This window comes from Rhodococcus sp. BP-316 (assembly GCF_019836105.1).
Classification (GTDB): Bacteria; Actinomycetota; Actinomycetes; order Mycobacteriales; family Mycobacteriaceae; genus Rhodococcoides.
In genome coordinates, this window is the sequence record NZ_JABUEE010000001.1 from 534,781 (window position 1) to 547,922 (window position 13,142).

Genomic DNA, 13,142 nt, shown 5'->3' on the forward strand with positions numbered 1-13,142 from the left:
TCGTTCAGCCTTTCGATCGTGTGGCAGCGAGTGTGCGGGCGGTGCCCCGAGCCCACGTGTCCGCTGCGAGAACGTCGTCCACCGTAGACGGTTCAGCGGACCAGTCGCCGCGTCCGGCGTCGACCACGTCGGACACGACGTCCACGATCTGCGGGAACGACAGGCGCCCGTCGAGGAACGCCTCGGCGGCGATCTCGTTCGCCGCGTTGTAGACCGCCGTCATGCAGCCGCCCAGCGCGCCGGCGGTGCGCGCGAGCTCGACCGCGGGGAACACCTCGTCGTCGAGTGGTTCGAAGTCCCACGTGTGGGCTCGGGTGAAGTCCAGGGCCGTCGCGGCGCCGGCGATGCGATCAGGCCATCCGAGTGCCAGCGCGATCGGCAGCTTCATGTCCGGCGGGCTGGCCTGAGCGAGCGTCGATCCGTCGGTGAACGTGACCATCGAGTGGACGATGGACTGCGGATGCACGGTGACGTCGATGCGGTCGTACGGGATGCCGAACAGCAGATGCGCCTCGATCACCTCGAGGCCCTTGTTCACCAGGGTGGCCGAGTTCAACGTGTTCATCGGACCCATCGACCAGGTGGGGTGCTTGCCGGCCTGCTCCGGCGTCACGGACTCGAGGCCCTCGCGATCCCAGCCGCGGAACGGCCCACCGGACGCCGTGACCACCAGTCGGGCCACCTCGTCGGCGCGACCGCCGCGCAGGCACTGGGCGAGAGCCGAGTGCTCGGAGTCGACGGGAACGATCTGGCCCGGAGCCGCCGCGGACGTGACCAGCGAGCCGCCCGCCACGAGAGACTCCTTGTTCGCCAACGCCAGTCGAGCTCCCGATTCCAGCGCAGCGAGCGTCGGCGGCAGACCGAGAGACCCGACGAGCGCGTTGAGGACCACGTCGGCCTGCACCTCGCGGACCAACGACGTCGCCGCGTCGGCCCCCGAGCGCAGCCCCGGCGTGTCCACGGTCCGCGCAGCGTCGACGTCGGCCACCGCCACGTCGCGGACACCGGTCTCGGCGATCTGTCGACGCAACAGATCGACGTTGCCTCCGCCGGCGGCCAGCCCGACCACGGTGAAACGGTCCGGTCGAGCCGCCATCACCTCGAGCGCCTGGGTGCCGATGGACCCCGTACTGCCGAGCACCAGCACCCGCACGGGTCCGTCGGTCCCACGTGCCTTCTGTTCCGTCACCTGGACAGTGTGGACGACCTCACTGAGAGCACGGTGAGCGGGCAACTGCGGCTCACCGTGTGAGGATGGACGGCGTGCCCCTGCTCCCGTCCGCCGATCCGGACTCGTACTTCTCGACGCCCCTCACGTACGCCGAGATCGGAGGGACCGCGCACGAGTCGATGCCGGCGGGTTACCACCACGTCGACGTGGAGAAGGCCATCGGGACCGGCCTCGAACTCTTCGAGCGGGCCGGACGCCGCATCGTCGAGTGGGACATGCATCGCGGCGCCGGGCTGCGGGTGCGGTCGAGCGCGGCGTCGGCGACCGTCGACACCGTGGTGGTCCTGCTACTCGGTCCGGTCCGCATCCCGTGCCGGGTAGTCGAGGTGATCGACGAGTCGCACCACAGGGGCTTCGCGTACGGCACGCTGCCGGGTCACCCAGAGTCGGGTGAGGAGCGCTTCACCGTCCGACACGATCCGGTCACCGATGCCGTGACCGCCCACATCCGCGCCTTCTCGCGGCCCGGCAACAGGGTCGTCGCACTGGGCGGGCCCCTCAACAGGGCGACCCAGCGCATCGCGACCGGTCGCTACATCGCGGCCCTCACCGCCTGACACGTCGTGGCGACTGCCCCTACGACGGCCGGTCGTACAGCGCGCTAGGATTCAGCCCACCAGGGACCACCTGCATCACAGACTTTCAGGAGGATCGGCCGTGACCGACATCAGCCGCAACCAGGCTTCGGACGTCGAGCGCGTTCCCACGACCAAGGTCAGCACCGCCGAGGTGCCGTCCGCGGAGTGGGGGTGGAGCGGCGAAGGCCCCCGTACCTCGCGCATCGCGGGCTGGGTCACCGTCGCGATCCTGCTGGTCATGATCATCGGTAACCACACGGGCCGGGTCGAGGACATCTGGCTCGTCGGCTTCGCCGTGGCCATCGCAGGCCTGCTGGTCCGCGACATCCTGCTCCGCCGCAAGCCGCGCCGCTCCTGACGGCTCAGTTCTCGGCGGCCAGCTGCCCGCAGGCCGCCGCGATCTCCTGACCCCGCGTGTCACGCACGGTGCACGAGACTCCGTGCGCACGGACGCGTCGCACGAATTCCTGCTCCACCGGCTTCGGACTGGCGTCCCACTCGCTGCCGGGTGTCGGATTGAGCGGGATCAGGTTCACGTGGACCAGCGCCCCCAGGGCGCGCTTGAGCTTCTTGGCCAGCATGTCCGCTCGCCACGGCTGATCGTTGATGTCGCGGATCAGCGCGTACTCGATCGAGACCCGTCGCCCCGTGGTGTCGGCGTAGTAGCGCGCCGCGTCGAGGACCTCGGCGATGGGCCAGCGGTTGTTGACGGGGACGAGCGTGTCGCGCAGTTCGTCGTCCGGGCAGTGCAGCGACACGGCCAGCGTCACCGTCAGACCCTCGTCGGCCAGCTTGCGGATCGCGGGCGCGAGCCCGACGGTGGACACCGTCACCGAGCGCTGTGACAGGCCGAGGCCCTCCGGCGCGGGCGAGACGATCCGTTTGACCGCCGCGACGACGCGCTTGTAGTTCGCGAGCGGCTCCCCCATCCCCATGAAGACGACGTTGGACAGTCGCCCCTCGCCGCCCTCGACCGCACCGTCGCGGAGATCCGCCGCAGCGCTCCGCACCTGGTCGACGATCTCGGCCGTGGAGAGGTTGCGTTGCAGGCCGGCCTGGCCGGTGGCGCAGAACGGGCAGGCCATGCCACACCCGGCCTGGCTCGAGATGCACAGCGTCGCGCGATCCGGGTACCGCATGAGAACCGACTCGAGAAGTGTGCCGTCGGCGGCCTTCCACAGCGTCTTGCGCGTGTCCCCGCCGTCGCAGGCGATGTGCTTGACGGGCGTGAGCAGCGTCGGGAACAGCGCGTCCCCGACCTTCTCGCGGACCGACGCCGGAAGATCGGTCATCTTCGCCGGGTCCGCCTCCAGCCGGGAGTAGTACTGCCGCGCCAGCTGGTCGGCGCGGAACGCCGGCAGGCCCAGCTCAGCGACGGCCGCTCGACGCTGGTCCGCGTCGAGGTCGGCGAGGTGCTTTGCGGGCATGCCGCGACGGGGAGCGTCGAACACGAGAGGGAGAGCGATGGGTGCCATAGTGAGCACCATTCTCTCACTGTTCGGCGGCACTGTCGGGCACGGTCGGGGCAGACGTGCATTCGCCACCTCCGTACAGCATGATCTGTACATGGCCCGCTCATCGCACGACGCATCCGATCCGAACGCCCTGACCGGCACGGACGCTCCTCTGGACACCTCCTCCACCGCCGCGGGTCTCCCCGTCGAGCAGACCGGGCCCACGGACACCCGCCTGGCGCAGGGAAAGACGCCCGACGGCGTCAAGCACACCCGTGCGGCGGCGCTCTACACCGGTCTCGTGGTGGGCGCGATCATCCTGGTCGTCCTGATGGTGTTCATCATCCAGAACCTCGACAGCGTCCCGATTCACCTGTTCGGCTGGACCTTCGACCTGCCCATCGGCATCGGCATGCTCCTCGCCGCGGTCGCCGGTGCGCTCGTCATGGCCACCGCGGGTGGAGTGCGCATCCTGCAGGTCCGCCGGGCCGCCAAGCGCAAGTAGTTTCTCGGCCGCCGTCGTGAGCGATCTCACGTCGCGGCCGTCGGTGTTCCGTCGCGCACGTGAACACTATTGACACAACCTTCACGTGTGGTGGTCTGCCGTGCACAGTGGTGGTCGAACGGTACGAGTCGCAGCTCGACGCGACCCACGAGCGACACACCGAGCGAGGACTGCACACGTGACGACCTTCCTGGAGAACCCCGTGCTATCTGGAGTGGCCGCCGACAAGGCGCGCTCGTGGCTTCTCGTTCCTGCGAGCAAGCCGGAACTCTTCACCCCGGCCGCGGAGTCCGCCGTCGACGCCGTGATCCTGGACATCGAAGACGCCGTCGCACCGGGCGCGAAGCCCGCCGCACGCGATGCCGTCGTGTCCTGGCTCCGTGCCGGCGGCCGCGCCTGGGTACGCATCAACGACGCCACCACGCCGTACTGGGCCGACGATCTCGACGCGCTGCGCGGCATCGACACCCTCGAGGGCGTCATGCTCGCCAAGACCGAGAGCGGAAGCCAGGTCGAGGCCACCGCCGACCGATTGGGTCACGGTTGCCGGATCGTGGCGCTGGTGGAGTCGGCCATGGGTCTCGAGGCTGCCCCCGAGATCGCGCGCGCCGAGGCCACCTTCCGCCTGGCATTCGGCAGCGGCGACTTCCGGCGCGACACCGGCATGAGCGACGACCCGATGGCGATGGCCTACCCGCGCGCCCGGCTCGTCGTGTCGAGCCGCGCCGCCCGGCTTCCCGGCCCCATCGACGGCCCCACCCTCGCCGTCAACGACAGCATGCTGAGCCGCGACAGCCAGCTCACCGTCTCCATGGGCATGACCGGCAAGCTGTGCATGCACTCCGATCAGGGCCCCATCGTCAACCGCGAACTCGCACCCAGCGCTGCCGATGTGGCGTGGGCTCGGGACGTCATCGCCCAGCTCGGTGAGGACGGCTCCGGCGTGCGCGACGGCAGCGATCTCCCCCGCCTGGCCAAGGCGAAGAAGATCACCGCTCAGGCCGCGGTCTTCTCGATCGGCTGACGGTCACCGCTCGACGTACGCGGCGAGGTGTTCACCCGTGAGGGTGGACCGTGCCGCGACCAGGTCCGCGGGTGTTCCTTCGTAGACCACGGTGCCACCGTCGTGCCCGGCGCCCGGTCCGAGGTCGATGATCCAGTCCGCATGGGCCATCACGGCCTGGTGATGTTCGATGACGATCACCGACTTCCCGGCGTCCACCAGCCTGTCGAGCAGGGCGAGCAACTGCTCGACGTCGGCGAGATGCAGTCCCGTCGTGGGCTCGTCGAGGACCAGGATGCCGCCCTTGTCCCCCATGTGCGTCGCCAGCTTCAGCCGCTGACGCTCGCCGCCGGACAGTGTGGTCAGCGGCTGACCGATCTTGAGATAGCCCAGGCCCACGTCGTTCAGCCGGGTCAGGATTCGATGCGCCGCCGGTAGCGCAGCGTCACCGCCGGCGAAGAACTCCTGTGCCTGCGCCACCGACATCGCGAGCACCTCGCTGATGTCGCGGCCGCCGAGGTGGTACTCGAGGACCGAGTTCTGGAACCGTCGGCCCTCGCACAGCTCGCACACGGTGGCGACTCCGGCCATCATCGCGAGGTCGCTGTAGATCACTCCGTTGCCGTTGCACGTCGGGCACGCTCCCTCCGAATTCGCGCTGAAGAGAGCCGGCTTCACTCCGTTGACCTTGGCGAAGGCCTTCCGGATCGGCTCGAGGAGGCCCGTGTAGGTCGCGGGGTTGCTGCGCCGCGAGCCGCGGATCGCGCCCTGATCGACGGCCACGACGTCCTCGCGGCCCGAGAGCGAGCCGTGAATCAACGAACTCTTGCCCGACCCGGCGACCCCGGTCACGACCACCAGGACACCGAGGGGCACGTCGACGTCCACCGACTTCAGGTTGTGAGAATCGGCGCCGCGGATCTCCACCGCTCCGGTCGACGTGCGCACCGCGTCCTTCACCGCGGCGCGGTCGTCGAAGTGCCGGCCCGTGATGGTGTCACTCGTCCGCAGCCCCTCGACGGTGCCCTCGAAGCACACCGTGCCACCGGCCGTTCCGGCGCCGGGTCCGAGATCGACGACGTGGTCGGCGATGACGATCGTCTCGGGCTTGTGCTCGACGACGAGCACCGTGTTTCCCTTGTCGCGCAACCGGATCAACAGATCGTTCATGTTGGCGATGTCGTGGGGATGAAGTCCGGTGGTGGGTTCGTCGAAGACGTAGGTGACGTCGGTGAGCGACGATCCGAGGTGTCGGATCATCTTGGTGCGCTGCGCTTCACCACCGGAGAGCGTGCCCGCCGGCCGGTCGAGACTCAGATAGCCCAGTCCGATCTCCCGGAACGAGTCGAGGGTGTCTCCCAGCGAGGTGAGCAGCGGGGCCACGGACGGTGCCGACACTCCGCGGATCCACGTCGCGAGATCGCTGATCTGCATGGCGCACGCGTCGGCGATCGACACGCCGTCGATCTTCGAGGACCGCGCACCCTCGTTGAGCCGCGTGCCGTCGCACTCCGGGCACACGGCGAAGGTCACCGCGCGTTCGACGAACGCCCGGATGTGCGGCTGCATCGCGTCGACGTCCTTGGACAGGAACGACTTCTGGATCTGAGGAATCAGTCCGGAGTACGTGAGGTTGATGCCGTCCACCTGGATCTTGGTCGGCTCCCGGTACAGCAGGTCCTCGCGCTGGCGCTTGGTGAACTTCGCGATGGGCTTGTCCGGATCGAAGTAGCCGGAGCCGCGGAAGATCCTCCCGTACCACCCCTCCATGCTGTAGCCGGGGATCGTGATCGCACCCTCGTTGAGCGACTTGCTGTCATCGAAGAGCGCCGTGAGGTCGATGTCGGAGACGGAGCCGCGCCCCTCGCACCGCGGACACATCCCGCCGGTGATGCTGAAGGTGCGCTTCTCCTTCGTCTGACGTCCGCCCTTCTCCACCGTCACCGCTCCCGCACCGGAGATGGACGCCACGTTGAACGAGAACGCCTGCGGGGAGCCGACGTACGGCTGTCCGAGACGGCTGAAGAGGATGCGCAGCATCGCGTTGGCGTCGGTGGCGGTACCGACGGTGGACCTCGGATCGGCGCCGAGCCGCTGCTGGTCCACGATGATGGCCGTCGTCAGACCGTCGAGCAGATCCACGTCGAGCCGCGCGAGACTGGGCATGAACCCCTGCACGAACGCGCTGTACGTCTCGTTGATCATGCGCTGGGACTCGGCGGCGATCGTGCCGAACACCAACGAACTCTTGCCCGATCCGGACACGCCGGTGAAGACCGTCAGACGGCGCTTCGGGAGGTCGACGCTCACGTTCTGCAGAGTGTTGACTCTCGCCCCCTGCACCCGGATGACATCGTGGGTGTCGGCGACGTGCCGTGCGGTACTCGACTTCGTGGCCATGGCTGATGTCCTTCGTGGTGCAGCGAACGGGTCAGCGGACACGGTAGCCGGTGCGCATCGGGGCTGCTTCTCGATTCCTGATCGCCGACGCGGCGGCTCAGGCCGTCTCGAGTCCGTGCGGTCTGCGACGAGTGTGCACCCGGTATCCGACCTCGACGGACGTGCCGGTGAGCTGCCGCAGCGCGCGAGCGGCCACCCGCGGCGAGAACTCGATTCCCAGCACCGCAGCGGCCTCCTCGCGGTCCGCGAACGACCACCGCGTCCGGACCCGGCGCAGGTCGAAACCCTGCGCGGCGAAGAATCGTTCGACGGTGGGGGGGTCGTAGTGCGGCAGGTCGCGGCGCATCCATCCTCCGTACGGATCGACCGTGGCGTCGAGATCCACCACCACCAACACACCCCCGGGACGCAGGACCCGCATGGCCTCGGTGATGCCCGGCCCGCATCCCGGCCCGAAGAAGTAGGCCGTCCTGGCGTGCACGACGTCCGCCGAGCAGTCATCCAGCGGCAGCCGATCCGCAGTCCCCCGGAGCACCCGCACAGCGGAGCCCGCGACCCGGTGCCGAGCACGCTCGATCAGTGGTGGGTGTGGTTCGACACCGACCACGGACCGTGCAGCGCGGGCGAACAGAGGCAGATGGAATCCGGTTCCGCATCCGACGTCGACGACGTCGCGTCCCGCCCACGGCGTGAGATCCCGCAGCACCGCCTCGATCTCGCCGGTGACGTCCTGGGCGCGATTCTCGGCCTCGTACACATCGGGCCAGTTCCAGATGTTCGGACTGGCGATCACGCCGTCGCGACCGGGCACAGGATCAGACGAAGATCGTCAGAACGATCCACGTCACGAGGATGCTGGGCAGAACGGAGTCGAGGCGGTCCATCAGTCCGCCGTGACCGGGAAGCATCGTCCCCATGTCCTTGATCCCGAGCTCCCGCTTGACCTGCGACTCGACCAGGTCGCCGAGCGTCGCGGAGAAGACGATGAGCACGCCCAGCAGGGCCCCCACGAACGGGTTCGCGTCCAGCAGGAACGTGACGGTGAGGACGCACCCGACGACACTGAAGAGCAGCGATCCGCCGAGCCCCTCCCAGGACTTCTTCGGGCTGATGGCCGGCGCCATCGCGTGCCGTCCGAACAGGACTCCGGCCGCGTAGCCGCCGACGTCCGAACACACCACCGCGATCATGAGCACGAGGACGCGCGAGCCGCCGTCGTCCTCGAGGGTCAGCAACGCCGCGAACGCCCCGAACAGCGGCAGCCACGACAGGACGAAGATCGAGATCGCGCAGTCGCGCAGGTAGTTCTTCGGTGCCACGTCCAGACCACCGGACAACAGGCGCCAGACCATCGTGACCAGTACCGTCGCGGCGAACGCACTGAGCGCGCCCAGTGCGCCGAACGGCCACGCGAGCCAGATCATCGCCTGACCTCCGAGGATCACCGGGATCCGGGGCACGGAGATGTCGGACTCCCGCAGCCGCTTCGTCACCTCCCACGAGGCGACGGCGACCGCGGCCGCGGCGATCCCGATGAACACGAGCGGAACCAGGACCAGGACGACGATGAGCGACACGCCCAGTGCGCCGCCGACCGCGATCGCCGCGGGAAGGTCGCGGCCCGCCCGCGAGGTCTTCGGGGCGGGATCGGCGGTCGAACCGTTGTCGGCCGATACGGACACTGCTTCTCGTTTCACTTCATCTGGGCCACCGGGACGTGCGGAGGTCACACCTCCATCAGTTCCGCTTCCTTGTTCTTCACGATCTCGTCCACCTGCGCCACGTACTTCGCGGTGGTCTTGTCGAGCTCGGCCTCCGCACGCGTGACCTCGTCCTCGCCTGCCTCGCCGTCCTTCTGGATGCGCTTGAGCTCGTCCATCACCTTGCGGCGGACGTTGCGGATGGACACCTTCGCGTCCTCACCCTTGCTCTTGGCCTGCTTGACGTACTCGCGGCGCCGCTCCTCGGTGAGCTGCGGGATCGAGATCCGGATGATGTGTCCGTCGTTGGACGGGTTGAACCCCAGGTCCGAGTTGCGGATCGCAGTCTCGATGGGCCCCAACTGGGCCTGCTCGTACGGCTTGACGATCACCATGCGCGCCTCGGGCACGTTGATGCCCGCGAGCTGGGTGATGGGGGTCAGCGAGCCGTAGTACTCGACCACGATCTTCGAGAACATCCCCGGGTTCGCGCGACCCGTCCGAATGGACGACAGATCGTTCTGCGCGACCGTGACGGCCTTTTCCATTCTCTCTTCGGCGTCGAAGAGCGCTTCGTCGATCACGACCGTTCCTTCCGAAAACCTCGAGTGTGCAGCGACTGCACGTGGTGACTCACTTGACCAGGGTTCCGATCTTCTCACCCGACACCGCTCGCGCGATGTTTCCCTCGGTGAGCAGATTGAAGACCATGATCGGCATCCCATTGTCCATGCAGAGGCTGAAGGCTGTGGCATCGGCCACCTTCAGCCCCTTCTCGATGACCTCGCGGTGCGAGATCTCGGTGTACATCGTGGCGGTCGGATCCTCTCGCGGGTCCGCGGAGTAGACCCCGTCGACACCCTTGGCCATCAGCACCACTTCCGCGCCGATCTCGAGCGCACGCTGCGCCGCCGTGGTGTCGGTGGAGAAGTAGGGCATGCCCATGCCGGCTCCGAAGATGACCACGCGCCCCTTCTCGAGGTGGCGTTCGGCGCGCAGCGGGATGTACGGCTCGGCGACCTGCCCCATGGTGATGGCCGTCTGCACGCGCGTGGTGATGCCCTGCTTCTCGAGGAAGTCCTGCAGGGCGAGGCAGTTCATGACGGTGCCCAGCATGCCCATGTAGTCGGAGCGGGACCGGTCCATACCGCGCACCTGGAGCTCGGCTCCGCGAAAGAAGTTCCCGCCGCCGATGACGACGGCGACCTGGACACCCGAACGGACGACGTCCGCGATCTCCTCCGCCACCTTCTGCACCACGTCGGGATCGAGCCCGACCTGGCCACCACCGAACATCTCACCGCCCAGTTTGAGCAGCACTCGGGAGAATCCGGTGCGGGCGGGCGACGACTCGGTCATGAAGGCTCCTGTCCGTGGGGCGTGTGCGGGTCGGTGTCCGCACGACACTGTTGCGCCTGATCTTGCCCCATGCGTCGGCACGGGGCGCACATGACTGTGCCGTCCACCCATCGGGGTGGACGGCACGGTCATGTCGTCACTCGGGTGTCACGAGGCTCAGTTGGAGCCGACCTCGAAACGCACGAAGCGCGTGATGGTGACTCCGGCGTCGGCGAGAAGAGCCTTGACGGTCTTCTTGCTGTCCTGGACCGAGGACTGCTCGGTCAACACGACGTCCTTGTAGTAGCCGTTGACGCGACCCTCGATGATCTTGGGCAGTGCCTGCTCGGGCTTGCCCTCCTCGCGGGCGGTCTGCTCCGCGATGCGGCGCTCGCCCTCGACGATGTCGGCGGGGACCTCGTCGCGGGTGACGTACTTGGCCTTGAGCGCGGCGACCTGCATCGCGGCGCCGCGAGCGGCCTCGGCTGCGGCCTCGCCCTCACCGGTGTACTCGACGAGGACACCGACGGCGGGCGGGAGGTCCGAGCTGCGCTTGTGCAGGTAGGTCGCGACCGGACCGTCGAAGGAGACGACGCGACGGATCTCGAGCTTCTCGCCGATCTTGGCCGAGAGCTCCTGCAGTGCGGCGTCGACGGTCCTGCCGTCGAGCTGCAGCGCCTTCAGGGCGTCGACGTCGGCCGGCTTGCCCTCGGCCGCCACGTCCGCGATGGACTGCGCGAAGTTCTGGAACTCCTCGTTCTTGGCGACGAAGTCGGTCTCCGAGTTGATCTCGAGGAGGACACCGTTCTTCGCGACGACGAGACCCTCGGCGGTGGAACGCTCGGCGCGCTTGCCGACGTCCTTCGCGCCCTTGATACGGAGCTGCTCGACGGCCTTGTCGAAGTCGCCGTCGTTGTCGGCGAGCGCGTTCTTGCAGTCCAACATGCCGGAGCCGGTCAGCTCACGGAGCCGCTTGACGTCGGCGGCAGTGTAGTTCGCCATCGTGGGCGAGCCTCCTTGCATTGCTCGAGGAAATGGGGGGTGAATCAGAACGAGACCCGGTGCGCCACGAACGGGCACACCGGGTCTCGACCGTGATCAGTTCTGCGCGGTGGGAACGTCCGCGACGGGTGCCTCGGTCTCGGCGGGAGCCGCCGCACCGTTCGCGCCCTCGGCGGCCGGAGCCTCCGTGACAGGTGCGTCGGTGGTTGCCGGGGTCTCGGCAGCGGCCTGCTGCGTCGCCTCGGCGGCCGGGGAGGCCTGCGAGAGCTGCTCGAGCTCCCACTCGGCCAGGGGCTCGCCGGCACCGACCTCGGGCTTCTCGTCCGTACCGGCGTTGCGGCCGGCACGCGCCTGCACGCCCTCGGCCACGGCGGACGCCACGACCTTGGTGAGGAGTGCTGCGGAACGGATCGCGTCGTCGTTGCCCGGGATCGGGTAGTCGACGACGTCGGGGTCGCAGTTGGTGTCCAGGATCGCGATGACCGGGATGTTCAGCTTGCGAGCCTCGGCGACCGCGAGGTGCTCCTTGTTGGTGTCGACGATCCAGATCGCCGACGGGACCTTGGACATGTCCCGAATACCACCGAGGGTGCGATCGAGCTTGGTCATCTCACGCGTGAGCATGAGGATTTCCTTCTTCGTGCGGCCCTCGAAGCCACCGGTCTGCTCCATCGACTCGAGTTCCTTGAGCCGGATCAGACGCTTGTGGACCGTGGTGAAGTTGGTGAGCATGCCGCCGAGCCAGCGCTGGTTCACGTAGGGCATTCCGACCCGAGTCGCCTCGGCCGCAATGGACTCCTGTGCCTGCTTCTTGGTCCCGACGAAGAGAACGGTGCCACCGTGGGCGACGGTCTCCTTGACGAATTCGTACGCCTGATCGATGTACGTCAGCGTCTGCTGCAGGTCGATGATGTAGATGCCGTTGCGATCGGTGAAGATGAATCGCTTCATCTTCGGATTCCAACGACGGGTCTGGTGCCCGAAGTGCGTGCCGCTGTCGAGCAGCTGCTTCATGGTAACGACAGCCATAACTGTGGATCTCTCTTTCGTGTGCCGGTTGATGCGCGAGCACCGTCGATCGCCGAACCCGTGGGTCCGTCGTACCGCTGGTGTGTCGTGCCCTGGCGCTCGTCGTCCGTCGGACCTGCAGTGCAGGACCAGCCGACGAACCCGTGCTCCGGTGGAGGATCGACAGGTGCCGTTCCGTACCGAAGCGCGACGAGCGCGCGAAGTCGACCCGTGTGGACAGGCCGCAGAAGTCAGTGTACGTCCGCGACGCCGCAGGTCATAACCGGGTCGACCGCCTGTGCACGGAGGACGGTCCGTCCCCGGGTGCGGTGGCTCGACGCGGGACCACTGTCGTCGCGTTCGCAAGAGTGCGGGGATGACCTGTCTCCGCTCCGCCCGCCGTTGGTCGCCGCGTTCGGCGCTCGTGTCCGCGGCGCTGACGGCAGCCCTGCTGGCGTCCGGATCCGTAGCCGCCGCGGACACGGACGGACGCCCGTTCGACTGGCCGCTGCAGCCCCGTCCCGCCGTGGTGACCCCGTACGACCCGCCACCCGAGCGGTGGCTGCCGGGCCATCGCGGCGTCGACCTCGACGCGGGCTCCGATCCGACACACACCGTCGTCGCGGCCGGGGACGGCGTCGTCGTGTTCGCAGGTGCGGTCGCCGGCCGACCCGTCGTCTCGATCGACCATGCCGGCGGCCTCCGGACCACGTACGAACCGGTCACGCCCACCGTCACGGTCGGCACCCGGCTGCGACGAGGTCAGCCGATCGGTGTCCTCGAGGCAGGTCACCAGGGGTGCGTCGCCGCGTGGTGCCTGCACTGGGGAGCGCGTCGCGGCCGCGACTACCTCGATCCCACGGCTCTCGTCGACCGCGGTGTGGTGGTGCTGAAACCCCTGGCCGAGCCCGAGTGACGCGGGT

Annotated in this window: 14 protein-coding genes; 5 read left to right on the forward strand and 9 right to left on the reverse strand. The window is 68.2% G+C overall.

Translation table 11 applies throughout. The annotated features are described in order from the left end of the window. Positions 1-4 precede the first annotated feature (4 nt). Entirely contained in the window at positions 5-1,147 is a 1,143-nt protein-coding gene (dxr, locus tag HQ312_RS02460) for a 1-deoxy-D-xylulose-5-phosphate reductoisomerase (RefSeq protein WP_056445324.1), read from the reverse strand. Positions 1,148-1,254: 107 nt separating this feature from the next. Here dxr and HQ312_RS02465 point away from each other — a divergent pair, with 107 nt between their 5' ends. Both HQ312_RS02465 and HQ312_RS02470 read left to right on the forward strand, forming a co-directional pair. Next, positions 1,255-1,788: a DUF1990 family protein gene (locus tag HQ312_RS02465; protein WP_222637701.1), complete on the forward strand. Its 534-nt coding sequence runs from the start codon at positions 1,255-1,257 to the stop codon at positions 1,786-1,788. A 100-nt stretch (positions 1,789-1,888) separates the two neighbouring features. Further along, positions 1,889-2,167 (forward strand): DUF2631 domain-containing protein, encoded by a 279-nt coding sequence (locus tag HQ312_RS02470; RefSeq protein WP_037185298.1) that lies wholly within the window; start codon positions 1,889-1,891, stop codon positions 2,165-2,167. Positions 2,168-2,171: 4 nt separating this feature from the next. Here the strand turns inward: HQ312_RS02470 and rlmN are convergent, their stop codons facing one another. Next, the gene (gene rlmN / locus HQ312_RS02475) at positions 2,172-3,284 is read right to left on the reverse strand and encodes a 23S rRNA (adenine(2503)-C(2))-methyltransferase RlmN (protein WP_027505044.1); all 1,113 of its coding nucleotides are present in this window, start codon (positions 3,282-3,284) and stop codon (positions 2,172-2,174) included. A 91-nt stretch (positions 3,285-3,375) separates the two neighbouring features. Between rlmN and HQ312_RS02480 the strand changes: the two genes are divergently transcribed. Together HQ312_RS02480 and HQ312_RS02485 are read left to right on the forward strand one after the other, a co-directional pair. Then, on the forward strand, positions 3,376-3,768 hold the full coding sequence (locus HQ312_RS02480; RefSeq protein ID WP_027505043.1) for a lipopolysaccharide assembly LapA domain-containing protein: 393 nt from the start codon (positions 3,376-3,378) through the stop codon (positions 3,766-3,768). Positions 3,769-3,946: 178 nt separating this feature from the next. Beyond that, positions 3,947-4,792, forward strand: coding sequence for a CoA ester lyase (locus tag HQ312_RS02485; RefSeq protein WP_197027755.1), 846 nt, complete (start codon positions 3,947-3,949; stop codon positions 4,790-4,792). Positions 4,793-4,795: 3 nt separating this feature from the next. Here HQ312_RS02485 and HQ312_RS02490 read toward each other — a convergent pair whose 3' ends face one another. The 7 genes from HQ312_RS02490 to rpsB form a co-directional block, all read right to left on the reverse strand. Next, positions 4,796-7,171 (reverse strand): excinuclease ABC subunit UvrA, encoded by a 2,376-nt coding sequence (locus tag HQ312_RS02490; RefSeq protein WP_222637702.1) that lies wholly within the window; start codon positions 7,169-7,171, stop codon positions 4,796-4,798. Positions 7,172-7,268: 97 nt separating this feature from the next. Continuing rightward, the gene (locus HQ312_RS02495) at positions 7,269-7,964 is read right to left on the reverse strand and encodes a class I SAM-dependent methyltransferase (protein ID WP_222637703.1); all 696 of its coding nucleotides are present in this window, start codon (positions 7,962-7,964) and stop codon (positions 7,269-7,271) included. A gap of 22 nt (positions 7,965-7,986) precedes the next feature. Next, positions 7,987-8,853, reverse strand: coding sequence for a phosphatidate cytidylyltransferase (locus HQ312_RS02500; RefSeq protein WP_037185291.1), 867 nt, complete (start codon positions 8,851-8,853; stop codon positions 7,987-7,989). Positions 8,854-8,897: 44 nt separating this feature from the next. Then, on the reverse strand, positions 8,898-9,455 hold the full coding sequence (frr, locus tag HQ312_RS02505; protein ID WP_027505038.1) for a ribosome recycling factor: 558 nt from the start codon (positions 9,453-9,455) through the stop codon (positions 8,898-8,900). Positions 9,456-9,504: 49 nt separating this feature from the next. Next, entirely contained in the window at positions 9,505-10,230 is a 726-nt protein-coding gene (gene pyrH / locus HQ312_RS02510; protein WP_027505037.1) for a UMP kinase, read from the reverse strand. A 156-nt stretch (positions 10,231-10,386) separates the two neighbouring features. Next, entirely contained in the window at positions 10,387-11,211 is an 825-nt protein-coding gene (gene tsf / locus HQ312_RS02515) for a translation elongation factor Ts (RefSeq protein ID WP_222637704.1), read from the reverse strand. A 96-nt stretch (positions 11,212-11,307) separates the two neighbouring features. Beyond that, entirely contained in the window at positions 11,308-12,240 is a 933-nt protein-coding gene (gene rpsB, locus HQ312_RS02520; protein WP_056445046.1) for a 30S ribosomal protein S2, read from the reverse strand. Positions 12,241-12,595: 355 nt separating this feature from the next. On the opposite strand from rpsB, the gene HQ312_RS02525 reads away from it, so the two are divergent. Beyond that, entirely contained in the window at positions 12,596-13,135 is a 540-nt protein-coding gene (locus tag HQ312_RS02525; protein WP_222637705.1) for a M23 family metallopeptidase, read from the forward strand. Positions 13,136-13,142: the final 7 nt, after the last annotated feature.

Excerpts from the sequence above, each read along its gene's own strand:
- HQ312_RS02490 (WP_222637702.1), bottom strand. The coding sequence starts at position 7,171 with ATGGCCACGAAGTCGAGTACCGCACGGCACGTCGCCGACACCCACGAT.
- rlmN (WP_027505044.1), bottom strand. The coding sequence starts at position 3,284 with ATGGCACCCATCGCTCTCCCTCTCGTGTTCGACGCTCCCCGTCGCGGC.
- rpsB (WP_056445046.1), bottom strand. The coding sequence starts at position 12,240 with ATGGCTGTCGTTACCATGAAGCAGCTGCTCGACAGCGGCACGCACTTC.
- HQ312_RS02465 (WP_222637701.1), top strand. The coding sequence starts at position 1,255 with ATGGACGGCGTGCCCCTGCTCCCGTCCGCCGATCCGGACTCGTACTTC.
- HQ312_RS02480 (WP_027505043.1), top strand. The coding sequence starts at position 3,376 with ATGGCCCGCTCATCGCACGACGCATCCGATCCGAACGCCCTGACCGGC.
- HQ312_RS02525 (WP_222637705.1), top strand. The coding sequence starts at position 12,596 with ATGACCTGTCTCCGCTCCGCCCGCCGTTGGTCGCCGCGTTCGGCGCTC.
- pyrH (WP_027505037.1), bottom strand. The coding sequence starts at position 10,230 with ATGACCGAGTCGTCGCCCGCCCGCACCGGATTCTCCCGAGTGCTGCTC.
- tsf (WP_222637704.1), bottom strand. The coding sequence starts at position 11,211 with ATGGCGAACTACACTGCCGCCGACGTCAAGCGGCTCCGTGAGCTGACC.